This window comes from Sphingopyxis sp. LK2115 (assembly GCF_014595975.1).
Taxonomy (GTDB): domain Bacteria; phylum Pseudomonadota; class Alphaproteobacteria; order Sphingomonadales; family Sphingomonadaceae; genus Sphingopyxis.
On record NZ_JABWGQ010000056.1, the window covers coordinates 190305 to 212806 of the forward strand.

The following is a 22502-nucleotide window of genomic DNA, read 5'->3' on the forward strand; positions in this document are numbered from 1 at the left end:
GAACGGCAAGCGACGATAGGGCGGCGATGACCAGTAGTCCGGCCCTTTCTCCGTCGTCTCCCGCGGTGGCGCCGCGCCCCGGTGCGCTGGCGCGCTGGCTGTGGGCGGTCGCCCTGCTCGTGATTGTCGTCGTCGGTGTCGGTGGCATCACGCGCCTGACCGAATCGGGTCTGTCGATTACCGAATGGCGTCCCGTGTCGGGCGTGCTGCCGCCGCTCAATGAAGCCGATTGGGTCGCGGAGTTCGAGAAATACAAGCAGATCCCGGAATATAAGGAGATAAACCGCGGCATGACGCTGGCGGGGTTCAAGGCGATCTTTTTCTGGGAATGGCTGCACCGCATCCTCGGCCGCATCGTCGGCATGGCGCTGGTCGTCCCCTTCATCTGGTATGCCTGGCGCCGCGCCATTCCCGCCGGATATGGGCCGCGGCTGTTCGCGCTGACCGCGCTCGTCGGTTTGCAGGGCGCGATCGGCTGGTGGATGGTGGCGTCGGGGCTCGAATATCGCACCGACGTCAGCCATTACCGGCTCGCGGCGCATCTGCTGACCGCGCTGTTCCTGCTCGCCGGGCTGGTGTGGACGGCGCGCGACCTGGGGGCGCTGGCCCGCGATGCGGCAGCGCGGCCGGCGCGATTGACGGGCGCCGCTCTGGGCGTCATCGCGGTGCTGTTCGTGCAACTGCTGCTCGGCGCGTGGGTCGCCGGGCTCAATGCCGGCTATGTTTCGAACAGCTGGCCGATGATGAACGATCATTTCGTGCCGGAAGGGATCGACTGGAGCGGCGGGGTGTGGCTTGCGCTGACGAACGATCCCTTTCTGATCCACTTTCTGCATCGCTGGTGGTCGTGGGTGGCCGCCGCCGCGCTGCTGCTGCTTGCCCGCGCATTGGCGCGGCGCGGCGCGCGGGGCGAGGCGGGCGCGCTCGTCTTCATCGTCGCGGCGCAAATGCTGCTCGGCATCTGGACTGTCGTGTCGGGCGTATCGATGTGGGTGGCGGTAATGCATCAGGTCGTCGGCGCGATCCTCGTTGCCGTCGCGGCGGCGGCGCTGCACCGGCTGGGTCGTGAGGCTTCACCCGGCAAGGTATCATAATACCCGTCAGCAAAGCCGCTTGATGCTTGACTTTCGGCGCATTCGGAGCCATTGGCCCGCGTCGAAGCGCCGCTGCGTCCGTTCGGGACAGGCGGCGCGCCTGTTTCGGGGCAGGCCGGTGTCATGTCGGCTGCCCAGTCCATATCTGTCAAGGAGCGTGCCATGAAGGCGCTGACCAAGACGACCGTTTCGGCGAACGCCGCCACGGTCGAAAAGAAATGGGTGCTGATCGACGCCGAAGGCCTGGTCGTGGGCCGTGTCGCGACGATCATCGCCAACATCCTGCGCGGCAAGCACAAGCCGTCGTTCACCCCGCACGTCGATTGCGGTGACAATGTCATCGTCATCAACGCCGACAAGGTGGCGTTCACCGGCAAGAAGCTGCAGGACAAGCGTTACTACAAGCACACCGGCTATGCCGGCGGCATCAAGGAAACCAGCCCGGCAAAGATCCTCGAGGGCCGCTTCCCTGAACGCGTGCTCGAAAAGGCCGTCGAACGCATGATCCCGCGCGGGCCGCTCGGCCGCCAGCAGATGCGCAACCTGCGCATCTTCGCCGGGGCTGAACATCCGCACGAAGCGCAGAACCCCGAAGTGATCGACGTCGCGTCGATGAACCGCAAGAACAAGGTGGGTGCATAATGGCTGACGAACAGACCATGACCGATCTCAAGGATCTCGCCGGCGCCGCCCTCGGCACCGACGCTCCCGCGGCTCCGACCGCGCCGCTCCGCGAAAAGCAGGTCGACAAGCAGGGCCGCGCCTATGCGACCGGCCGCCGCAAGGATGCGGTTGCGCGCGTGTGGGTCAAGCCCGGCACCGGCAAGATCACGGTCAACGGCCGCGACCAGGAAGTTTATTTCGCGCGCCCGACGCTGCGCCTCGTCATCAACCAGCCGTTCGGACTGACCGATCGCGTTGGGCAGTATGACGTCGTCGCGACTGTCAAGGGCGGCGGTCTGTCGGGCCAGGCGGGCGCCGTTCTGCACGGCATCGCGCAGGCGCTGACCCGCTTTGAACCCGCGCTGCGCGGCCCGGTCAAGGCGGCCGGCTTCCTGACCCGCGACAGCCGCGCGGTCGAGCGCAAGAAATATGGCAAGGCCAAGGCCCGCCGCAGCTTCCAGTTCTCGAAGCGCTAAGTTTCCTCCGCCGACGGGTGGAGACGCGAAGGGCGGTCCGGCGACGGGCCGCCCTTTGCCATTCGGACTGGCGCTCAGGACGCGCGGCTCGCCCCCATCTGCTGCGCATAGCCCGCCTGTACCATCGCGCTCATCCGGTCGAACAGCGCGTCGGGATCGCTGCGCCGCAGGTCGGCGATCGCGGCCTCCATGCCCTCGGCGACGACGATTTCGCGCTTGCCCGCATCGAGTGCGGCGAGCATCTGCGCCGCCGCCTCGTCGGGCGCGAGGCCGTTGTCGATCGCCGCGTCGCTCGTCCCGCGAACGCTGCCATCGGCGTTCAGCGCGTTGCGGCTGACATTGGTGCGCACCGACCCTGGCGCGACGACGAGCACCTTCAGCCCCAGATGCTCATTTTCGGCGCGAACCGCGTCGTGATAGCCGATGAGGCCATGCTTCGCCGCCGAATAGGCGCTGCGCAGCGGCACGCCCGCGATGCCTGCAACGCTCGAAATGGCGATGATCTGGCCGCCGCCGGCGCCGACCATGCGCGGCAGCAACTGCTGGGTGAGCGCGATCGGGGCGAGCAAATCGACGTCGATGATCTGCCGATAGACCGAAAAGTCGGTCTCAACCGCCAGGCTGCGCTGCGAAATGCCGGCATTGTTCACCAGCCCGTCGATCCGTCCCCGCCAGTCCCACGCCTGCTGAACGATTGCGGGCAGCTGGGCATAGTCGGTCGCCTCGAACGGCAGGATCAGCGTGTCGGGGCCGCAATCCTTCGCCACCGCCTCCAGTGCGGCGATGTTGCGCCCCGACAGGACCAGCTTCGCCCCGCGCGCCGCAAGCGCCCGTGCCAGTGCCGCGCCGATCCCCGACGAGGCTCCGGTGACCCACCAGATTCGATCTTTCATATCCGCTCCCCATCCTGGCCTTCGTTTCAAGGTGAAACGGGTGCGCGGAGCCGTCAAGGCGTCGCTGCGGCGCATTTCCGCGCAGGGGTGGCAATTTTGTTGCGAATCTGTTATAATTAATATCAACGCGCCGACATTCTGCCTCTTCCCGCCGCCGGGCCGGGGCATATTCGGCGTTTCCGATGGAGCCACATCCCTTGTCACTCTGACCGGCGAGCGCCGCCCTGACAGCCTTCATCCCCCTTGAACCGAGGGCCGGATACAGCGTTGTTGACGCGCTGCCTTACCCGACAAGGCCAATGAAAGGAACTTGAATGTCCGCAAGCACGCTCGTCTTCGAAGTCGGTGACTATGTCGTTTATCCGAAACATGGCGTGGGGCGCGTCATCGAGTTGCAGAAATCCGAAATCGCCGGAATGCAGCTCGAACTTTATGTCCTGCGCTTCGAAAAGGAAAAAATGACGCTGCGCGTCCCGACCAACAAGGCCGAGGGCGTGGGGATGCGCAAGCTGTCGTCGGACAAGACGCTGAAGGAAGCGCTCCAGGTGTTGACGACCAAGCCGAAGGTGAAGCGCACCATGTGGTCGCGCCGCGCGCAGGAATATGAAGCGAAGATCAATTCGGGCGACCTCGTGTCGATCGCCGAAGTGACGCGCGACCTGTTCCGCGCCGACGACCAGCCTGAACAGAGCTATTCGGAGCGCCAGATCTTTGAAGCGGCGTCGAGCCGCCTCGCGCGCGAACTTGCGGCGATGGAGGAAAGCGACGAAAAGACCGCGCAGGCGAAGATCCTTCAGATCCTCAATGAACATGCGCCGCTCTATTACGCCGAAAAGGTGTAAGGGCGCGCGTCGCGAGTGACGAAAGGGCGGCCTTGCGGGGCCGCCCTTTTTCTATGTGCACCCCATCCGTTCGTCATGCCGGACTTGATCCGGCATCCATCGCGGCGCTGAGGTCATGGACCCGGATCATGTCCGGGGTGACGAGCGATGGGATGGCGCGTTTACGGATAAACCGCCCCCACGAAATATAATCCGTCGGGCGGCGCATTCAGCCCCAGCGCCTGCCGGTCCCTCGCTTCCAGCGCCGCCTTCAAATCGCGCGCCGACCATTTGCCATGGCCGACAAGCGCGAGCGAGCCGACCATCGAGCGCACCTGATGGTGCAAAAAGCTGCGCGCCGCGGTCTCGATGATGATCTCTTCGCCGTGGCGGCTGACGGTCAGCTTATCCAGCGTCTTGACCGGGCTTTGCGACTGGCAATGCGCCGAACGAAAGGTCGTGAAATCGTGGAGACCGATGAGCTGCTGCGCGGCTTCGTGCATCGCATCGACATCGAGCGGACGCGCGACCTGCCACGCCAGCCCCTTGTCCCACGTCAGCGGCGCGCGGCGGTTGACGATGCGATATTCGTAACTGCGACCGATGCAGGCGAAGCGCGCGTGCCAGTCGTCCGGCACCACTTCGCACCCGATGATCGCGATCGGCGCGGGGCGGAGCTGCGCGTTCAGCGCCTCGGTCAGCTTGAACGGCGTCAGCGGCTTGGCGATGTCGACATGCGCGCGCATCGCGAGCGCGTGGACGCCGGCGTCGGTGCGCCCCGCGCTCAGCACCTGCACCTCTTCGGCGGTGAAGCGGTGGATCGCTTCCTCGATCGCCTGCTGGACGCTGGGGCCGTGCGCCTGGCGCTGCCAGCCCATATAGGGGCGGCCGTCATATTCGATGGTGAGCGCAAAGCGGGTCATGTCGGCCCCTTAGCCGTTCGCATCGAGCGAAGTCGAGACACGCTATGCCCCTCTCCCGTTTAGCGAGCGGGCAGCGAGCCTTGGCGGCTTCACCGCCGGGTCGCAGCGGGTGACGGGGTGTCTGCTATCGTCAGGACGCAACCCCTCCCCCAGCTTCGCATGGGCAGCAGATTGCCCAGGCTGCGCGCCCTCTCCATAAGAGGAAGAGGGACATCAGGATAGCCGCGTCCCCTTGGCGATTCCCCGCCCGCGCAACATCTCGCCCGCCTCCATCGCGGGTTTCCCCGCGCGCTGGATACGCGTCACGCGGATCGCGCCGGGGTTGCAGGCGATGGTCAGCGCGTCGTCGATCGTGACGCCGGGGGCCGCACCCGTCACCGTTTCGGCCGGGTGCACGACCTCGGCCGCCAGCACCTTGTAGCGTTCGCCATCCAGTTCGAAAAAGGCGCCGGGTGCCGGATTGAACGCGCGCACCTGCCGCTCGACCTGCACCGCGCTGACAAGGAAATCGAGCCGCGCCTCGCTCTTGTCGATCTTCGCGGCATAGGTGACGCCCTCTTCGGGCTGCGGCATCGGCGGAAAGGCGTGGAGGTCGCTCAGCACGCGGCGCATCATCAGCGCCCCCATTTCGGCCAGTTCGTGCGTCAGCACGCCCGCGCTTTTGCGCCCGATCGGCGTCGTCTCGATCAGCCGCATCGCGCCGGTGTCCAGCCCCGCATCCATCTGCATGATCGTCACGCCCGTTTCGGCATCGCCCGCCAGGATCGCCCGCTGCACCGGCGCTGCGCCGCGCCAGCGCGGCAGGATCGAGCCATGGACGTTGAGGCAGCCCTCGCGCGGCGCGTCGAGCACCGCCTGGGGCAGGATCAGACCATAGGCGGCGACCACCGCGACATCGAGGTCCAAGGCGGCGAAGTCGGCCTGCGCCTCCTCACCTTTCAGGCTTTTGGGCGTGCGCACGGGCAGGCCATGCTCCTCGGCCCAGATCTGCACCGGGCTTTTCTGCAATTTCTTGCCGCGCTGCGCAGGGCGGGGTGGCTGGCTATAGACGGCCGCAATATCATGCCCCGCCGCGCGGAGCGCGGCGAGCGTCGGTACCGCAAAGGGCGGCGTTCCCATGAAGGCGATGCGCATGGCTGCGGGCTTTGGCGGACGGCGCGCCGCTGTGCAAGATGGACGCTCGCACTTCTTCGTGTCAGGCCCCGTTGATTTGCGGAGACGGCTGTGATTCAGGCGAGCGCAAAAGGGCCCGGATTCGATCGCTTTATTCTGGTCGACGGACGAGCAGATGGCGCGTCCTCAGCCCTGTTTCCCCACGAGCCATGGCCCGGAAAAGACGCTCTGCAAACGCCAGGGCCGCACTGAGATCATGTTCGGCCGCCGCAGGGACTGGGCACGCTTCGCAACGCGCTATGACCATCGGTGCCCGAAGGCCTTCCTCTCTGCCGTAGCCTTCGCCGCAATCGTCATCTTCTGGCTCTGATCGATGAGTGCTGACCCGGCGAAAAAGATGCTGCTGGGTTCATGGACGGCACGAATGCCTCAATCATGCTCTCGATCACCCGCGCCCATATACAGCTCGCGCCCCGTATCCTCATAGACCCGGCTCATTTCGGCCATGCCCTTCTCGGCCTCTTCCGCCGCGATAAAGCCTGGGCTGTCCTGATTTTGCAGCTTTGCAAACTCGCGCACTTCCTGGCTGATCTTCATGGAACAGAATTTTGGCCCGCACATGCTGCAGAAATGCGCGGTCTTGGCGCCTTCGGCGGGGAGCGTCTGGTCGTGATACTGCTCGGCGGTGTCGGGATCGAGCGAGAGGTTGAACTGGTCGCGCCAGCGGAACTCGAACCTTGCTTTCGACAGCGCGTCGTCGCGGACCCTGGCGGCGGGGTGGCCCTTGGCGAGGTCGGCGGCGTGGGCGGCGAGCTTGTAGGTGACGACGCCGACCTTCACATCGTCGCGGTCGGGCAGGCCCAGATGCTCCTTGGGCGTGACGTAGCAAAGCATCGCGGTGCCGTACCAGCCGATCATCGCCGCGCCGATACCGCTGGTGATATGGTCATAGCCCGGCGCGATGTCGGTGGTGAGCGGCCCAAGAGTATAGAAGGGCGCCTCGCCGCAGGCTTCGAGCTGCTTGTCCATATTCTCCTTGATCTTGTGCATGGGCACGTGGCCCGGCCCCTCGATCATAACCTGCACATCCTGCGCCCACGCGCGCTTGGTCAGCTCGCCCAGCGTATAGAGCTCGGCGAATTGCGCCTCGTCGTTCGCGTCGGCGATGCTGCCGGGGCGGAGGCCGTCGCCGAGGGAGTAGGCAATGTCATAGGCCTTCATGATCTCGGTAATCTCGTCAAAGCGTTCGTAGAGGAAGCTTTCCTTGTGATGCGCGAGGCACCATTTCGCCATGATGCTGCCGCCGCGGCTGACGATCCCGGTCACGCGTTTCGCGGCGAGGGGGACGTAGGGCAGGCGGACGCCTGCATGGATGGTGAAATAATCGACGCCCTGCTCCGCCTGCTCGATCAGCGTGTCGCGGAAGATGTCCCACGTCAGTTCCTCGGCGATGCCGCCGACTTTCTCGAGCGCCTGATAGATGGGAACGGTGCCGATCGGGACGGGGCTGTTGCGGATGATCCATTCGCGCGTGTCGTGAATGTTGCGCCCGGTCGACAGGTCCATGACGGTGTCGGCGCCCCAGCGGATCGACCAGACCATCTTGTCGACTTCGGAGGCGACGTCCGACGCGACCGCGCTGTTGCCGATATTGGCGTTGATCTTGACAAGGAAGTTGCGGCCGATCGCCATCGGCTCGCTTTCGGGGTGGTTGATGTTGCTGGGGATGATCGCGCGGCCGCGCGCCACTTCGTCGCGGACGAATTCGGGGGTGACATAGTCGGGGATGCTGGCGCCCCAGTCGTGCCCGTCGCGGACATATTCGGCGAGGCGCGCGCGACCGAGATTTTCGCGGGTGGCGACATATTCCATCTCGGGCGTGATGATGCCGCAGCGGGCATAGTGCATCTGGCTGACGTTCTGCCCCGGCTTGGCGCGCAGCACCTTGCGGCGGACGTTGGGAAAGGGCGGGACACCGCCCGAACGGTCGGGGCCGAGCTGGCCGTTGTCCTCGGGCTTGACCTCGCGCTGCGTCACCTCTTCGACGTCGCCGCGTGCGCGAATCCAGTCGCGGCGGAGTTCGGGAAGGCCTTTGGCAATGTCGATCACGGCGTCGGGGTCGGTATAAGGCCCGCTGGTATCATAGACGCGCACCGGCGGCTCGCCCGACGAGGGTTCGAGCAGGATTTCGCGCATCGCGACGCGGATGCCGCTGCCGGTGGGCGAGGCGACATGAATCTTGCGGCTGCCCCTGATGGGTCCGGTGGTGACGCCGATCGGTTCGGCTTGCGTCTTGTCGAGGCGGGAATCGATGTCGGCCATGTGCAGTCGCTCCATTTATCGGAGCGAAGATGGGGATTCCGCCTGGGGAATGCCGACCCTCCCTCCGCCGTTATTACCCGGATCAGGTTCAACGGGTCGCGGTCTATTCCGCTCTCAACCTGCGTTTGCGCGACAGGCTCCCCGGGGATGGAGGGGTTATAGGGGGCGCCGCGGCTGCTGTCCATGGCGATGCCGATGCCGCGGTGGTAGGGCGCGACGGAGAGGAAGCGATTCATGCGGATCATGGCGACGGCTTTGGCGGTGGCGGCGGCAAGTCCCGCCGCGAATGTCGACGATCTCGGCTGGCTCGCCGGCGACTGGGTCAGTGAGGCGGGTGAGCGCTGGACCGAGGAGAGCTGGATGCCCCCGCGCGCGGGGGTGATGCTGGGGGTGAGCCGGTCGGGGCGCGGCAATGAATTGCGCGAATATGAATATATCCGCATCGCGCCGGGCGACGACGGCGCGATTGCCTATATCGCGATGCCGCGGGGCGGCGCGCCGGTGACATTCCGGCTGGTGCGGCACGACGGCAACAGCGCGACGTTCGAGAATGCCGCGCATGATTATCCGCAGCGCATCGCCTATGTCCGCGACGGCGACACGCTGACCGCAACGATCTCGGCGATTGACGGGTCGAAGCCGCGCCGCTGGGCCTATCGACGACGCTGACGGACGCGGGGCATCATGGCGGACAGGACGGGACGGCTTTTCGCGATCATTGACAGTTTGCGTCGGCGTCGGCGGCCGGTGACGGCCGAGGCGCTGGCGGAGGAACAGGGCGTGTCGGTGCGCACGCTTTATCGCGACATCCAGGCGCTGATCGCGCTCGGCGCGCCGATCGAAGGTGCGGCGGGGGTCGGCTATATGCTGCGCGCGGGCTTCTTTCTGCCGCCGCTGATGTTCACCGCCGAGGAACTGGAGGCGCTGGTGCTGGGCGCGCGCTGGGTCGAGGCGCGGCAGGACGGGGCCTTGTCGCGCGCCGCGGGGCTGGCGATCGCCAAGATCGCGGCGGCGAGCCCCGATGATTCGAAGCAACGAATCGACGAGGCGGGGCTGTGGCCGGTCAGCGGCCACGGGCGCGAGAAGGATGCGCCCCTGCTTGCGACGGTGCGCGCGGCGATGCGGTCCGAAAAGACGCTGCATATCGACTATGCCGATGCCAAGGGGCGGACCAGCGAACGCGCGATCTGGCCCGCGGCGCTCGCCTATTATGAGGACAAGCAGGTCATCGCTGCGTGGTGCCTGCTTCGACAGGATTACCGCAGTTTTCGTATCGACCGGATCGCCGCGGCGCGGATCGGCGAAGGGCGCTTCGGGCGGCGGCGCGCCGTGCTGATGGCCGACTGGTGGCGACAGAAGGGGTGGGACGACGCCTCCTGACATCTTCTGTCAGGGGGCTTTGCTACATCGCTTCGGGTGAAGGCGGCCGGAGCCGCTGCCAACCGGAGGACAGGAAATGCTGAAAACCCATCATGGTTCGTGCCACTGCGGCGCCGTCCGGTTCGAGGCCGACATCGACCTTGAAGCGGGCACGGGCAAATGCAATTGCTCAATCTGCACCAAGAAGAGGAACTGGAGCGCGCAGGTCAAGCCCGAAGCGTTCCGGCTGCTGAGCGATCCGGCGGCGCTTTCCGACTATCGGTTCGGATCGGGGAGCGTGCATCATGTCTTTTGCCGGACGTGCGGGGTGTCGCCCTTTGGCCACGGCTATGTCGAGGAGATCGGCGGCGCCTATTATTCGGTGGCGATCGCGTGCCTTGACGATCTGACCCCGGCCGAAATGGCGGCGCTGCCGGTAACCCATATGGATGGTGCCGGGAATAATTGGTGGAACCCGCCCGAAGTCACCGCGCATATGTGATCGGGCAGGCAGCGGGGCGGACGATGAATGCTTCCCGTCGCGGCGCGGCTGCGATGGCTTGCGCCAACGGCTCGCTCACGCCGGCGGTTTCGCTGAGTCAGAAGCTCAGCTCGTCATAGATTTTGGAGAGGTCGTGCCCCCACGCATCCTCGTAGCGGTCGATCAGGTCGTGCGCGGGGGATCTGCCGCTTTTCGCGATGCGGCGGAGCGGTTCGAGGAAGCCGACCTCGTTGTCGCCCATCGAATTGACTTCGCCGCGCGCGGCGAGGCCCGACGCCGCAATGTCGAGCACGCGGTGCGCCAACTGTCCCAGGGTGCCGCCGCCGGGGGCCGGGGCGTCGAGTCCGTCGCGCGGCACCACGTCGCGCAGCACCTGCTGCTCCTCGATGCTCCAGCCCTTGACAAGATCCCAGGCGGCGTCGAGCGCCTGGCTGTCATAGAGGAGGCCGACCCACAGCGCAGGGAGCGCGCAGATGCGGTTCCACGGGCCGCCGTCGGCGCCGCGCATTTCGAGGAAGCTTTTGAGCCGCACTTCGGGAAAGGCGGTCGACAGATGGTCGGTCCAGTCGGAGAGGCGCGGCAACTCGCCGGGGAGCGCGGGCAGCTCGCCCTTCAGAAAGTCGCGGAAGCTCTGCCCCGCGGCGTCGATATATTTGCCGTCCCTGAAGACGAAATACATCGGGACGTCGAGCATATAGTCGACATAGCGTTCGTAACCGAACCCATCCTCGAACACGAAAGGCAGCATCCCCGTCCGCGCGGGGTCGGTGTCGGTCCAGATATGGCTGCGATACGACATATAGCCGTTGGGCCGCCCTTCGGTGAAGGGCGACGAGGCGAAGAGCGCGGTCGCGAGCGGCTGGAGGGCCAGGCTGACGCGGAACTTCTGCACCATGTCGGCCTCGCTCGCATAATCGAGGTTGGTCTGGATCGTGCAGGTTCTAAGCATCATGTCGAGACCAAGGCGGCCGACGCGCGGCATATGTTCGAGCATGATCTTGTAGCGCCCCTTGGGCATGATCGGCAGCTCGTCGCGCGTCTTGTCCGGCCACATGCCGAGCCCGAGGAAGCCGAGTCCGAGTTCGGCGCCGACCTCTTTCACCTGTTTCAGATGCCGCCCGGTCTCGGCGCAGGTCTGGTGCAGATTTTCGAGCGGGGCGCCCGACAGCTCGAGTTGCCCCGCTGGCTCGAGGCTGACGGTGCCGTCGCTGCCCGCCAGCGCGATGACCTTGCCGCCCTCGATCACCGGTTCCCAGCCGAAACGGGTGAGCGCCATCAGAAGGTCGTGAATGCCGCCGGGTTCGTCATAGGAAGGCGCGCGGTGATCGCTCACGCGGTAGACGAACTTTTCATGCTCGGTGCCGATGCGCCAACGCTCTTTGGGCTTTTCACCCTGGGCCATGGGGGCCGCGAGCTGGTCGCGGTTTTCGATGACGGGATCGTGGCGGTCCGAGGCGGTGCGCGTGCTCATGCCCGGCATTTAGACTATTCGGTATAGAATGCAATCGGCGCTGTGCGGGTCAGTCAATGGTGACGGTGAAGGCGATCGCCATCGCGTCGCCGGGGGCCAGCGTCGCGGTGCTCGCGGCGATGGCGCTCCCCGCGATCGAAGCGCCGAAGGGGTCGCTTTCGTCGCCGCCGCTGGCATTGTCGTCCTCGACCGTCGTCGCGGCGGCGCAGCTCGCGCCGCTGCGCAGCGAGCCGGGAACGAAGGTCGTGCTCGCGGGCAGCGCGTCGGCGATGGCGATGCCGGTCGCGGTGCCGCTGCCATTGTTGGTGACGAGGATGCAGTAGCGCATGGTCGCGCCGGGAATGGCTTTCGGGTTGGTCGTCCCGTTCACCGGATCGCTGACGACGCTGCTCGTCTTGGCGATGGTGAGATTGGCGGTGGGGCGGCAGAAGAGGATGTCGTGGATCGCCATGCCCTGCTGCCCCGGATTCGCGGGGGCGAGGCCGTGGCTGCCATAGTCGATGATGATCGTGTCGACCGGCGCGGCGAAGGTGACGGTGACATTGCCGTTGCCGCTGGTGTCGGTCGACACCACGTCGCCATAGGCGCTGTTGCCGATGACATAATTGGCGGTTCCGTTGGTCAGCACCGGCGTGACGGTCGCGCCGTTATAGCTGCCGGTGACGGTGACGCGGTCGGCGAACTGGCCCGCCGCATAATCGATGTCGAACAGCCGGAACTGCGCGCCGGGCACCGCGGTCGGCAGACTGATCGTCGTGGCGACGCTGCCCGACCGGCTGGTGAAATCGACGAGCTGGAAGATCGAAAACTGCGCCGGGGACAACCCGCCCGTGACGACATTCTGCCGCGTCGGCGACTGGCCGCCATAGGTGGCGTTGCTGAGGAAGGCGCCGCCATTGACCGCGATACCGATGCTGGCGGTGCCGATCGCGGTGATCGCCGGGCTGGCGCTCGTCGTGCCCGCGCTCCAGCCGATCGCGTCCCAGTCGAGGGTCGTCGTGCCGGCCGGACACACAAGCGTCGGCGGTGTGCCCGCGACGCGCGTCCCCGACACGGTGAAACTCGCGCTGTCGCTGTCGTCTTCGCCCGCTGCGCCATTGCCGGGGACCGAATCGGGGTCGAAGGCCGAGGAGGCGCTGATTTCGGCGCTGTTGGTGACGCTTGCGCCCGCGCTCGCGGCGACGGTGCCGCTGATCGTCAGCGTGCGCGTGACGCCGGGCGGCACGCTGCCGACGGTCCAGACGCCCGTGCTGCTGCTGTAGCTGCCGAACCCCGACGCGCCGGTGAAGGTGAAGCCGGCCGGGAGCGTGTCCTGCACGGTGACGCCCGTTGCGGTCAGCGTCGAACCGCCTGCGTTGGTGACGCTCAGCACATAGTTGATGCTGGCGCCGAACGCCGGGGATGCGTTGCTCACCGATTTGGTCAGCGACAGGTCGGCATAAGGCGAAAGCGGCACGGTGGTAAGCGTAAGGTCGGCGCGCGTGAAAGCGCCGCTGTCACCGTTCAGCGAATCGCAGATGGAAAGCTGCCACGTCCCGGCCGATGTCTGGCCGTTGAACGCGGCGAGCGCGCTCTGGGGCGCAAAGGTCCGCTGATAGGGCGGGGCGGCGGCGGTCGAATCGGTCGCATTGTGCGTCGTGATGCTCGCCGCGGCGCTATCGTCGAACAGGGTGTTCAGATTGTCCGCCGACGCGCCGACATTGGTGATGAGTTCGACCACCGTGCCCGCGGGCGAGGTCAGCGTTGCACGAATGTCGCCGCGATAGGTGTGCGTCAACTGGACGCCGATATTGACGTCGCTCACCTGGGCGTTCGCGGTGACCGCGAAGTTGCGCACCATCGGCGTCGCGCAGGGGGTCGCGCTTTCGCTGATCGCGCCGGTGGTGGTGTTGCTGTAGCTGGTGGTCGTCTGTGCGTTGACGGGATTGCTGGCGAGCGTCAACGCCAGCCAGACGAGCATGATACAGGCTCGCACAGACTGCAAACACTGGCCCCCACGCCAGCGGTATCGGCTCTGGTCCCGCCGTTGCATGGCGGCCTTATGGCGGCGGGATAGCTAATATCGGGTTAAAATCGGGGGGTTAAGGGCGATTCTGTGCGGGGGCGGGACAGTTTGGGCTATTGACCCGTCCAGTCGCCATGCTGCGCCATCCACAGGCTGACCGCGGCGATGGCGGCGGTTTCGGCGCGAAGGATGCGGGGGCCGAGCGCGAGGCGCTGGACGGCGGGATGCTGGGTCAGCATCGCGCGCTCGCGGTCGGTGAAGCCGCCTTCGGGGCCGGTGAGGATCGCGGCGGGCGCAGGGGCGGCAAGATGCGCGAGCGGCACGCCGCCTGCCTCGTCGGCGAAGATCAGCGCGCGCCCGCCCGGCCAGTTGTTCAGCAACTGCGGCAGCTTGACCGGGTCGGCGAGCGCAGGAAGCGCGGTGCGGCCGCATTGTTCGCACGCTTCGATGATCTGCGCCGCGATCCGGTCCTGATTGACGCGCTCGACGATCGTGCGTTCGGTAATCACCGGCTGCAAGCGGCGGACGCCCAGCTCGGTCGCCTTTTCGATGATCCAGTCGAGCCGCGCTTTCTTGACCGGCGCGAAGCAGAGCCAGAGGTCCGGCACCGCTTCGATGTCGCGCATGTGGCGGTCGATGCGCAGCGTGACCGAACGTTTGGCGGCCTCGGCGACGACCGCCAGCCACTCGCCGCTCCGATTGTCGAAGAGCCGCACCGGATCGCCCGGCTTCAGCCGCATCACGCCGAGCAGATAGTGGGCGGCGGCGCCGTCGATCACGGGCGCGCTGTCCGCGCCGAGCGGCCGGTCGACGAACAGGCGGGGCGTGCTGGCTGGCGGCCAGGCGGGAGTTGCAGGCATGGGCGCGCGATACCAGAGCGCGACGATTCGTGCATCTTTTGCCGCCGCGCGCGGCGATCTGTCCCGATACGGGGCACAAGCGTCGATTCGACCTGCCGCACCGCCGCTCGATTAGCATTTTGGTAAGCAGTCACGCCCTAGGTGCGAGATTGCCAGCGGCGCATCGGTTGGGGAGTGCCGCGGCCCGAAGAGGGGTTTGACCATGCGAGGGACCTGGATCGGTCGGCTGCGCGCCGGCGCCAAATCGCTCATAAGCGACCGGCGCGGCAACGCCTTCATGCTGACCGCCGCGGCGATCATCCCGGTGATCGGCTTTGTCGGGTCGGCGGTCGACATCGGCCGTGCTTATATGACGCAGCTGCGCCTGCAGCAGGCGTGCGACGCCGGCGTGCTCGCCGGGCGCCGCGCGATGGCGGGCGGCAGCTATGACGAAGCGGCGCAGGCCGAAGCGAACAAGATGTTCAACTTCAACTTTCCCGAAGCCAAATATGGCGCGTCGGGCATTCTTTTTTCGTCGCGCGCGATCAATGCCTCGGACGTCGCGGGGCAGGCCTCGGCGGTGCTGCCGACCGAGCTGATGTTCATGTTCGGCAAGGACGAGTTCCGCCTGTCGGCCGATTGCACGGCAAAGCTCGAAATCTCGAACGTCGACGTCATGCTCGTGCTCGACGTGACGGGTTCGATGGCGCAAACCAATGCGGGCGACTCGGTAAACCGCATCACCGCGCTCAAAAATGCGACGATGGAGTTCTTCGACACGCTGACCAATGCCGATGTCGGCGACGGGCGGCTGCGCTTCGGCGTCGTGCCCTACAGCTCGACGGCAAATGTGGGCCAGATTCTTTACGACAAGAATCCCGACTGGTTGTCGGACTACACCATATTGCCCTCGCGTTCGCCGGTCATCCGCTATGACTGGAGCGGCACCAATCCGCCCTCGTCGGTGACCAGTGGCACCACGAGCAATGGCGCGTGGGAAAATTTGCTGCCGATCAGCGGTTTTACGAGCAGTGCCGCCTGTTCGGCCGTCGTTGCCCCTGCCGACACAATGCCGACGCTGATAAATGCCGAGGATATGAACCGTACGGCACAGATCGTCGATCGTAACGGAACGCGGCGCTATGTTACCGTCGCGGGCACGCAACATCGCTATTTCAACTACCGGTATAATTACAGCTCTTTCGACGACACCTGTTGGCTGCAGCGCCGCACGGTGACCTTTACGCACGCGGCGTCGCCCAACCCCAGCTCGACCTCCTTTTATGCTCGGTATCGATACGAAGACCGCCTGTTTTACGTGAGCAATGCCAAGAGCGGCGGGACGATCAGCGTCGACACCGGCAATTCGGGGGCGTTGCGAAGCGTCCGCTGGAGCGGCTGCGTCATCGAACGCCGCACGGACAGTTTCGGGGCGTCGTCGTCGGCAGGGTCCGACGCGCTGGACATGGACATCGACATGGTCCCGAGCAGCGACGAGAATACGAAATGGCGACTGCTGATCCCGGAAATTTCCTATCCGCGCAACAGCACGGTCAGTAGCAAGCCATCGAACACGGGCATTCGAACGGTGAACAGTTCGAGCGTCACCGGAAGCAACTGGCAGAGTTTCGAATATCACTGGCCGAGTGGCTGGGGTGTGTGTCCGGCGGCGGCGATGAAGCTGACCACAATGACGGCTGACGATCGTTCCACCTTCAACAGCTATGTCCAGTCGCTACAGCCGCTCGGCGGCACCTATCACGATGCCGGCATGGTCTGGGGCGCGCGATTTCTCTCGCCGACAGGGCTGTTCGCGGACGAAAATGCGACAGCCCCGAACAATCGGCCGATCAGCCGCCACATCGTCTTCATGACCGACGGCGAGATGGCGCCCAATATGCCCAATCTGACTTTCCAGGGCTATGAATATCTGATGCAACGCGTCGGCGGTTCGTTCGACACCAGCGACGCCGAGTTGAAGAGCCGACACAATAACCGCTTCACGCAATTGTGCCGCGCCGCGCGCCAGCGCGGGATCACCATCTGGGTCGTCTCCTTCGGGGTCGGCAGCAACGACAGCCTGAACAGCTGCGCCTCGTCGGGACAGGCGTTCGAGGCCGACAATGCCGCCGAGCTCAACGAGCAGTTCCAGGCGATCGCGCGCCAGATTTCCAAACTGAGGCTGGCGCAATGACCCGCGTGAACCCCCTCGTCCGGCGCCTGGTGCGCCGCCTGCGGCAGAGCGAGCGCGGCACCGCGTTCATCGAGTTCGCCTTCACCGCGCCGGTGTTCCTGCTCGTCCTGCTCGGCATCTTCGATTATTGCTGGCAGATGTACGCGCAGCAGGTGTTGCAGGGGGTGGTGGCCAAGGCCGGTCGCGACGCGACGCTCGAAGGCTTCGCCGCCGACCAGAGCGCACTCGACGCGCGGGTCGAGGCGCAGGTGAAAAAGGTGTTCGCGAACGCCTCCGTGACCTTCAATCGCCGCGTTTTCGACGATTACAGCGACATCCGGCCGCTGCGCTGGGTCGATTCGAACGGCAATGGCATCCAGGATCCGTCGCCCCAGGATTGCTGGGAAGACGGCGGGCGTCAGGGCAATGGCGGCGCCGACGACGTCGTCCAATATACGGTTTCGATGCGATTCGACCGCGTGCTGCCCGTCTGGCGAATGCTGGGCCAGCCGCAATATACGACGCTGAGTTCGACGACGCTGCTGCGCAACCAGCCCTTCGCCGCCGGCGGCGAGGTCGAGCCGGAGATATGCGGATGACCGGCCCGATTGCATTCGGCCGCCGGGTGCGGCGCGCCGCGTGGCGACTGGCGCGGAACGCGCGCGCTGCGGTGATGCTCGAAATGGCGTTCGCAATCCCCTTTCTGATCCTCGTCGGCTTTGGCGGGCTGGAAATCGCGAATCTTACGCTGGCGCACACGCGCGTCAGCCAGCTGGGGCTCAACACCGCCGACAATGCCGCGCGTATCGCCGCGGGCAGCAACCTGACCCAGCCGCAGATCCGCGAAGTCGACATCAATGAGGTCTTCGCAGGCGCGGCACGGCAGGTGGAAGGGATGGGGTTCGAGAACAACGGCCGCATCATCCTGTCGAGCCTTCAGCGTAACAACGACGGCGGGCAGACGATCAAGTGGCAGCGCTGTTTCGGCAATCTGGACGTCGCCTCGGCCTATGGCGTCGAAGGAACCGGCGCGACCGGCACCGACTTTCCCGGCATGGGTCCGGCGGGCCGCGAAGTGACGGCGGCGGCGGGCACCGCCATTATGTTCGTCGAAGTCACCTATGAATATCAACCGCTGCTGTTCGGCGCCTGGTTGGGGCCGCAGACCATTCGGTCGACCGCTGCCTTCAACATCCGCGAAGCGCGCGACCTGACGGGCGTAAAGCCGCCGGGCGATCCGGCCACCTGCGACTGATCGGCCATTTATTCGCGCGCGCGCGCCTGCTATCGCGCGCGACGCAATGACCGCCACCCATCCACCCGACAGCCAGCTTCGCGGCCTCGTGGCATGGCTTCCCGCCGCGGCGCGGCCCTATGCGCTGCTCGCACGTTTCGACCGGCCGATCGGCTGGTGGCTGCTCTTTTGGCCGTGCGCATTCGGCGTTGCACTCGGCGGCGGAGCGGTCAGCCACTGGCCGCTCATGCTCTGGCTGATGCTTGGTGCGATCGCGATGCGGGGGGCGGGGTGCGTCTATAATGACATCGTCGACCGCGATCTTGACGCGAAGGTTGCGCGGACCGCATCGCGGCCGGTGGCGAGCGGCGCGGTGTCGGTGCGGAACGCCGCGCTGTGGATGGTGCTGCTGTCGCTCGTCGGGTTGCTCGTGCTTGTTCAGCTGCCGCGACCTGCACAGATCGTCGCGCTGGCGAGCTTGATCCTCGTCGCCGCCTATCCCTTCATGAAGCGCATCACCTGGTGGCCGCAGGCGTGGCTGGGGCTGGTGTTCAGCTGGGGCGCGCTCGTCGCCTGGGTCGCGGTGGGCGGTGTCCAGGGCGCGGCCTTGCCCTTGCTTTATGCCGGCTGCATCGCGTGGGTGATCGGATACGACACCATCTATGCGCTTCAGGACATCGAGGACGATATGCTGGTCGGCGTCAAATCGAGCGCGCGCGCGATGGGCGGGCGGGTGAAGGCCGGGGTCGCGCTCTGCTATGCCGCGGCGCTCGGCGGCTGGGGCGGCGCGCTCTGGGCGGTGCGCCCCGACCCGCTGGTGCTGGTCGCACTGGTTCCGGCGGCGGTGCAGCTGACGGGGCAGGTGGTGACGCTGGATGTGGCGAGCGGCGAGGATGCGCTGGCAAAGTTCCGCAGCAACCGCTTTGCCGGGCTGCTGGTGTTTGCCGCAATGCTGGTGGTGGGGACGGCGCCTTGATGCGTGATCGGGTTGGACCGAAACACCGCCCGTGCTTTTCGCGTCATCCCGGCCTTCGCCCGGATGACGATTTCCATCGAAAATAGTCCCTTGCCTACTCCGCCGCGAGCAGTTCCTCGGCGCCGCCGAGGTCGACCGAGACGAGCCGGCTGACGCCGCGTTCGATCATCGTCACGCCGAACAGGCGGTGCATCCGCGCCATCGTCACCGCATTGTGGGTGACGATCAGGTAACGCGTGTTCGTCTCGCGCACCATGCGGTCGAGCAGGTCGCAGAAGCGCTCGATATTGGCGTCGTCGAGCGGCGCATCGACCTCGTCGAGGACGCAGATCGGCGCGGGGTTGGTGAGGAAGAGGCCGAAGATCAGCGCCACGGCCGTCAGCGCCTGCTCGCCGCCCGACAGCAGGGTCAGCGTGCCGAGCCGCTTGCCCGGCGGCTGCGCCATGATTTCGAGCCCGGCTTCGAGCGGATCGTCCGAATCGACAAGCTGGAGATGCGCCTGCCCGCCGTTGAACAGCGTTGTGAAGAGCCGCTGGAAATGCGTATTCACCGCCTCGAACGCCGCGAGCAGGCGGACGCGGCCTTCGCGGTTCAGATTGCCGATCGAACCGCGCAGGCGATGCACCGCCTGCGTCAGCTCCTCGATCTCGGCGGCGTTCCTTTCCCGCTCGGTATCGAGTTCGGCGAGCTCGTCGGCGGCGACGAGGTTGACCGGGCCAAGCCGTTCGCGGTCGGCGACCAGCCGGTCGTGCGCGGCCGATTCGGCACTGGCGTCGCCGACGCTGTCGCTCGCGAACCCGGCCTTTTGCGGGAGCAGCGGCGGCGGGCATTCAAAACGCTCGCCCGACAGCCGCCCCATTTCGATCCGGCGGAGTTCGGCATTTTCGGAGCGCGCGGCGGCACCGGCCCGCGTCTCGCGCGCGGCGGCGACGCGCTCGCGGATCGCATTGAGGGCGGTTTCGGCTTCGCGCAGTGCGGCTTCGGCGGCCCGTTCCCGCGCTTCGGCGGCGGCGACGCTTTCGCGCAGCCTTGCCTGTTCGCCTTCGGCGGCGGCGCGCTGTTCGGCGAGGCGCGCCGGGGCGTCGGCAAGCGCGGCGGCCTCGGCGGCGAGCGCGTCGGCGCGCTTGTCCATTTCCGTGACGCGGCGCGCGGCCTCGCCCGCGCGGGCTTTCCAGCTCTTGATCTCGGCGCCGACGACCGCCTGTCGCTCGCTCAGGGCGGCGAGGCTGCGGTCGTGCGCGGCGAGCGCGTCGCGCGCCGATTGGGCGTCGCCGCGCGCGCGGTCGGCGGCCTGTTCCTCGGTATCGAGCGCGGCGCGGGCCAGCGCTTCGTCGGGAAGCGCGGCGAGCGCAGCCTGCTGTGCTGCGAGCTGTTCAGCGGCATCCTTTGCCATGTCGGCGATTTCGGCGAGGCGACGGGTCAGCAGCGCCGCGGCGTCGCGGTGGCGGTCGAGCGCGGCCTGCGCCTGGTCGGCGGCGCGCAGCGCGGTGCGGCGCGCCGCGTCGGCGTCGGCGAGCGCGGTGCGCGCGGCGGCGGCTGCTTTGGTCAGCGCGGCCGCCCTGGCGGCGGTGGCGTCGCGGCGGTCGCGATGTTCCTGCACGCCGAGTTCGGCCGCGGGGCGCTGCGCCGCGAGTTCGTCGAGGCGGTTTCGGCGTTGCAGCCGTTCGGTCGCGGTGGCGCCGTCGCCGCGGGTGACGAACCCGTCCCAGCGCCGCATGACGCCGTCCAGCGTGACGAGCCGCTGGCCGACCGCAAGCGGCTGGCCGTCATCACTTTCAGCGACGGCAACCTGCGCAAGGCGGCGCGCGAGCGCGGCGGGCGCCTGGACATGATCGGCGAGCGGCGAGGTTCCGGCGGGCAGCGCGGGATCGTCGCTGGCTGCGGCGGCGCCGGTCCAGCGGCGCGCAGCGGCGGGGTCGGTGCCGGCGTCAAGATCGTCGCCGAGCGCCGCGGCGAGCGCGGCTTCGTAACCAGGCCGGGCGCGAAGCCGGTCGAGGATGCGGTCGCCGTCGCTGCACGCGGCGGCGAGCGCGCGTTCGAGCGTTGCCGCCTCGCCGTCGAGCGCGGCGAGCGCCGCGCGCGCTTCGGCGAGGCCCGATTCGATTCCCGCGAGTTCGGCGGCGGTCGCTTCGCGGTCGGCTTCGGCATCGTGCAGTGCCTGTTCGGCGGCGGTGATCGCCGCTTCGGCGGCTTCGGCGGCGCGCACGCTTTCACCATGGGTCGCGGCGAGCGCGGCGTTGTCGCCCAGCGCGGCCAGTTCGGCTTCGATGCGCGCCTTGTCGGCGGCGATGCGGCGCACCGCCGCCTCGGCGCTGTCGCGCGCCGATAGCGCGATACGGCGGTCGGCGGCCTCGCTCGCGGCTTTGGCGCGCGCCTGCGCGAGCGCGACCTCGGCATCGCGAAGGCGCGCCTGTGCGGCAAGATGGGCGTCGGCGAGCGCCGCCTTGCCCGCGTCGTGCGCGGCGATGTCCTGCGCCAGCGATTTCGTTTCGGCGTCGAGCGCGGTGAGCGCGGCATGGGCCTCGCGCGCGAGCTCGCCCTCGTGCGCGCGGTCGGCCTCGATCCGCCGCTGCTGTGCCGCGAGGTCGTCGAGCCGCTGGCGCGCGGCGCGTTCCTCGCCCTGCAGGCGCAGCTGTGTCGCGGTCGCCTCGGCAAGCGCTCCCTGCTGTGCCTGCGCATCGTTGCGCGCCGCGGCGACGCGGGTCGCAACCTCGGCCTGCGTCTTGGAGGCGGTTTCGAGTTCGTCCTGCGCGGCTTTCACCGCTGCTTCGGCGGCGTCGGCGTCGCGGCGCGCCTGGTCGGCGGCTTCGGCGGCGTCGCGCCAGCGCGCGTAGATCAGCCGCGCCTCGGCGACGCGGATGTCGTCTGAAAGCTTCCTGTATTTCTCTGCCGCGCGCGCCTGTCGCCGCAGCGCATTGGCGCGCAGTTCCATGTCGGCGACGATTTCGGACAGGCGCGCAAGGTTCGTTTCGGTCGCGCGCAATTTCTGTTCGGCATCCTTGCGGCGGACGTGCAGTCCCGCGATGCCTGCCGCTTCCTCCAGCATCGCGCGGCGGTCGGTCGGCCTGGCGGCGATGACATTGGCGATCTTGCCCTGGCTGACGAGCGCCGGGCTGTGCGCGCCGGTGGCGGCGTCGGCAAAGATCAGCGCGACGTCCTTGGCGCGCACGTCGCGGCCGTTGGCGCGATAGGCGCTGCCCGCGCCGCGTTCGATGCGGCGGATGATCTCCAGCTCGTCGCCGTCACGCTCGTCGGCGAGGCCCGCGACGAGCGCGCCTTCGGTATCGCAATGGATCGCGACTTCGGCAAAGTCGCGCGCCGGGCGCGACGAGGTGCCCGCAAAGATGACATCCTCCATGCCGCCGCCGCGCATCGATTTGGGGCTCGATTCGCCCATCACCCAGCGGATCGCTTCGAGAAGGTTCGACTTGCCGCAGCCATTGGGACCGACAATCCCCGTCAGACCGGGCTCGATGCGGAGTTCAGTGGGTTCGACGAAGCTTTTGAAACCGGTGAGGCGCAGGCGCTTTATCTGCACGGAAAAGCCCCGCGCAGGTCATCGAATCGCGGATGGTGCAACCTTGGTGTCACATATCCCCCATGCAGCCGTCATGCCGCGCGGCGGGGGGGTGCGCAAG

General features: G+C 67.0%; 19 protein-coding genes, 1 pseudogene and 1 riboswitch. Of the genes and pseudogenes, 12 read left to right on the forward strand and 8 right to left on the reverse strand.

Annotated features, from left to right (window positions below; all coding sequences use genetic code 11):
* Positions 1-26: 26 nt before the first annotated feature.
* From HUW43_RS13815 to rpsI, 3 genes are all read left to right on the forward strand, one after another.
* The gene (locus HUW43_RS13815; protein WP_188237930.1) at positions 27-1094 is read left to right on the forward strand and encodes a COX15/CtaA family protein; all 1068 of its coding nucleotides are present in this window, start codon (positions 27-29) and stop codon (positions 1092-1094) included.
* A gap of 162 nt (positions 1095-1256) precedes the next feature.
* On the forward strand, positions 1257-1736 hold the full coding sequence (rplM, locus tag HUW43_RS13820; RefSeq protein WP_120221110.1) for a 50S ribosomal protein L13: 480 nt from the start codon (positions 1257-1259) through the stop codon (positions 1734-1736).
* The gene (rpsI, locus tag HUW43_RS13825; RefSeq protein WP_188237931.1) at positions 1736-2233 is read left to right on the forward strand and encodes a 30S ribosomal protein S9; all 498 of its coding nucleotides are present in this window, start codon (positions 1736-1738) and stop codon (positions 2231-2233) included. Before rplM ends, rpsI begins: the two co-directional genes overlap by 1 nt.
* A 74-nt stretch (positions 2234-2307) precedes the next feature.
* On the opposite strand, the gene HUW43_RS13830 is transcribed toward rpsI, so the two are convergent.
* Positions 2308-3126, reverse strand: a complete 819-nt coding sequence (locus HUW43_RS13830) for an SDR family NAD(P)-dependent oxidoreductase (RefSeq protein ID WP_188237932.1) — start codon at positions 3124-3126, stop codon at positions 2308-2310.
* Between the two features lie 314 nt (positions 3127-3440).
* Between HUW43_RS13830 and HUW43_RS13835 the strand changes: the two genes are divergently transcribed.
* Entirely contained in the window at positions 3441-3968 is a 528-nt protein-coding gene (locus tag HUW43_RS13835; protein WP_011540562.1) for a CarD family transcriptional regulator, read from the forward strand.
* Between the two features lie 161 nt (positions 3969-4129).
* Here HUW43_RS13835 and truA read toward each other — a convergent pair whose 3' ends face one another.
* Positions 4130-4870: a tRNA pseudouridine(38-40) synthase TruA gene (gene truA / locus HUW43_RS13840; protein ID WP_188237933.1), complete on the reverse strand. Its 741-nt coding sequence runs from the start codon at positions 4868-4870 to the stop codon at positions 4130-4132.
* A gap of 213 nt (positions 4871-5083) precedes the next feature.
* Positions 5084-6004 carry a methionyl-tRNA formyltransferase gene (gene fmt / locus HUW43_RS13845; RefSeq protein ID WP_188237934.1) on the reverse strand — a complete coding sequence of 307 codons (921 nt, stop codon included), beginning with the start codon at positions 6002-6004 and terminating at the stop codon, positions 5084-5086.
* A gap of 211 nt (positions 6005-6215) precedes the next feature.
* On the opposite strand from fmt, the pseudogene HUW43_RS13850 reads away from it, so the two are divergent.
* Positions 6216-6353 (forward strand): annotated as a pseudogene (locus tag HUW43_RS13850) (IS5/IS1182 family transposase); the annotation flags it as partial.
* 59 nt (positions 6354-6412) lie between these two features.
* Here the strand turns inward: HUW43_RS13850 and thiC are convergent.
* A complete protein-coding gene (gene thiC / locus HUW43_RS13855) occupies positions 6413-8305 on the reverse strand; it encodes a phosphomethylpyrimidine synthase ThiC (protein ID WP_188237935.1) in 1893 nt (630 codons plus the stop codon).
* 42 nt (positions 8306-8347) lie between these two features.
* A riboswitch (TPP riboswitch) is annotated at positions 8348-8459 on the reverse strand.
* Between the two features lie 80 nt (positions 8460-8539).
* Between thiC and HUW43_RS13860 the strand changes: the two genes are divergently transcribed.
* The 3 genes from HUW43_RS13860 (at position 8540) to HUW43_RS13870 (ending at position 10166) form a co-directional block, all read left to right on the forward strand.
* A complete protein-coding gene (locus HUW43_RS13860; RefSeq protein WP_188237936.1) occupies positions 8540-8974 on the forward strand; it encodes a DUF6265 family protein in 435 nt (144 codons plus the stop codon).
* A gap of 15 nt (positions 8975-8989) precedes the next feature.
* A complete protein-coding gene (locus HUW43_RS13865; RefSeq protein ID WP_188237937.1) occupies positions 8990-9685 on the forward strand; it encodes a helix-turn-helix transcriptional regulator in 696 nt (231 codons plus the stop codon).
* Positions 9686-9761: 76 nt separating this feature from the next.
* Entirely contained in the window at positions 9762-10166 is a 405-nt protein-coding gene (locus HUW43_RS13870; RefSeq protein ID WP_188237938.1) for a GFA family protein, read from the forward strand.
* Between the two features lie 97 nt (positions 10167-10263).
* Here HUW43_RS13870 and HUW43_RS13875 read toward each other — a convergent pair whose 3' ends face one another.
* From HUW43_RS13875 to HUW43_RS13885, 3 genes are all read right to left on the reverse strand, one after another.
* Positions 10264-11637, reverse strand: a complete 1374-nt coding sequence (locus HUW43_RS13875) for a glutamate--cysteine ligase (protein WP_188237939.1) — start codon at positions 11635-11637, stop codon at positions 10264-10266.
* Positions 11638-11686: 49 nt separating this feature from the next.
* Positions 11687-13597: a proprotein convertase P-domain-containing protein gene (locus tag HUW43_RS13880; protein WP_223181534.1), complete on the reverse strand. Its 1911-nt coding sequence runs from the start codon at positions 13595-13597 to the stop codon at positions 11687-11689.
* Positions 13598-13755: 158 nt separating this feature from the next.
* Positions 13756-14502 carry a 16S rRNA (uracil(1498)-N(3))-methyltransferase gene (locus HUW43_RS13885; RefSeq protein WP_188237941.1) on the reverse strand — a complete coding sequence of 249 codons (747 nt, stop codon included), beginning with the start codon at positions 14500-14502 and terminating at the stop codon, positions 13756-13758.
* A 202-nt stretch (positions 14503-14704) separates the two neighbouring features.
* Here HUW43_RS13885 and HUW43_RS13890 point away from each other — a divergent pair, with 202 nt between their 5' ends.
* From HUW43_RS13890 to ubiA, 4 genes are read left to right on the forward strand one after another with little or no spacing between them, the layout of a single operon-like run.
* A complete protein-coding gene (locus HUW43_RS13890) occupies positions 14705-16675 on the forward strand; it encodes a TadE/TadG family type IV pilus assembly protein (RefSeq protein ID WP_188237942.1) in 1971 nt (656 codons plus the stop codon).
* Positions 16676-16680: 5 nt separating this feature from the next.
* Entirely contained in the window at positions 16681-17253 is a 573-nt protein-coding gene (locus HUW43_RS13895; RefSeq protein WP_411157949.1) for a TadE/TadG family type IV pilus assembly protein, read from the forward strand.
* Positions 17250-17909 carry a TadE/TadG family type IV pilus assembly protein gene (locus HUW43_RS13900; protein ID WP_188237944.1) on the forward strand — a complete coding sequence of 220 codons (660 nt, stop codon included), beginning with the start codon at positions 17250-17252 and terminating at the stop codon, positions 17907-17909. The genes HUW43_RS13895 and HUW43_RS13900 overlap by 4 nt, the downstream gene beginning before the upstream one ends.
* 46 nt (positions 17910-17955) lie before the next feature.
* Positions 17956-18864: a 4-hydroxybenzoate octaprenyltransferase gene (gene ubiA / locus HUW43_RS13905; RefSeq protein ID WP_188237945.1), complete on the forward strand. Its 909-nt coding sequence runs from the start codon at positions 17956-17958 to the stop codon at positions 18862-18864.
* Positions 18865-18958: 94 nt separating this feature from the next.
* On the opposite strand, the gene smc is transcribed toward ubiA, so the two are convergent.
* Entirely contained in the window at positions 18959-22402 is a 3444-nt protein-coding gene (smc, locus tag HUW43_RS13910) for a chromosome segregation protein SMC (RefSeq protein WP_188237946.1), read from the reverse strand.
* Between the last annotated feature and the right edge of the window lie 100 nt (positions 22403-22502).

Bases quoted from the DNA above. Each gene is read 5' to 3' on its own strand.
- HUW43_RS13815 (WP_188237930.1), top strand. From the start codon at position 27: ATGACCAGTAGTCCGGCCCTTTCTCCGTCGTCTCCCGCGGTGGCGCCG.
- rplM (WP_120221110.1), top strand. From the start codon at position 1,257: ATGAAGGCGCTGACCAAGACGACCGTTTCGGCGAACGCCGCCACGGTC.
- rpsI (WP_188237931.1), top strand. From the start codon at position 1,736: ATGGCTGACGAACAGACCATGACCGATCTCAAGGATCTCGCCGGCGCC.
- HUW43_RS13830 (WP_188237932.1), bottom strand. From the start codon at position 3,126: ATGAAAGATCGAATCTGGTGGGTCACCGGAGCCTCGTCGGGGATCGGC.
- HUW43_RS13835 (WP_011540562.1), top strand. From the start codon at position 3,441: ATGTCCGCAAGCACGCTCGTCTTCGAAGTCGGTGACTATGTCGTTTAT.
- truA (WP_188237933.1), bottom strand. From the start codon at position 4,870: ATGACCCGCTTTGCGCTCACCATCGAATATGACGGCCGCCCCTATATG.
- fmt (WP_188237934.1), bottom strand. From the start codon at position 6,004: ATGCGCATCGCCTTCATGGGAACGCCGCCCTTTGCGGTACCGACGCTC.
- thiC (WP_188237935.1), bottom strand. From the start codon at position 8,305: ATGGCCGACATCGATTCCCGCCTCGACAAGACGCAAGCCGAACCGATC.
- HUW43_RS13860 (WP_188237936.1), top strand. From the start codon at position 8,540: ATGCGGATCATGGCGACGGCTTTGGCGGTGGCGGCGGCAAGTCCCGCC.
- HUW43_RS13865 (WP_188237937.1), top strand. From the start codon at position 8,990: ATGGCGGACAGGACGGGACGGCTTTTCGCGATCATTGACAGTTTGCGT.
- HUW43_RS13870 (WP_188237938.1), top strand. From the start codon at position 9,762: ATGCTGAAAACCCATCATGGTTCGTGCCACTGCGGCGCCGTCCGGTTC.
- HUW43_RS13875 (WP_188237939.1), bottom strand. From the start codon at position 11,637: ATGAGCACGCGCACCGCCTCGGACCGCCACGATCCCGTCATCGAAAAC.
- HUW43_RS13880 (WP_223181534.1), bottom strand. From the start codon at position 13,597: ATGCTCGTCTGGCTGGCGTTGACGCTCGCCAGCAATCCCGTCAACGCA.
- HUW43_RS13885 (WP_188237941.1), bottom strand. From the start codon at position 14,502: ATGCCTGCAACTCCCGCCTGGCCGCCAGCCAGCACGCCCCGCCTGTTC.
- HUW43_RS13890 (WP_188237942.1), top strand. From the start codon at position 14,705: ATGCGAGGGACCTGGATCGGTCGGCTGCGCGCCGGCGCCAAATCGCTC.
- HUW43_RS13900 (WP_188237944.1), top strand. From the start codon at position 17,250: ATGACCGGCCCGATTGCATTCGGCCGCCGGGTGCGGCGCGCCGCGTGG.
- ubiA (WP_188237945.1), top strand. From the start codon at position 17,956: ATGACCGCCACCCATCCACCCGACAGCCAGCTTCGCGGCCTCGTGGCA.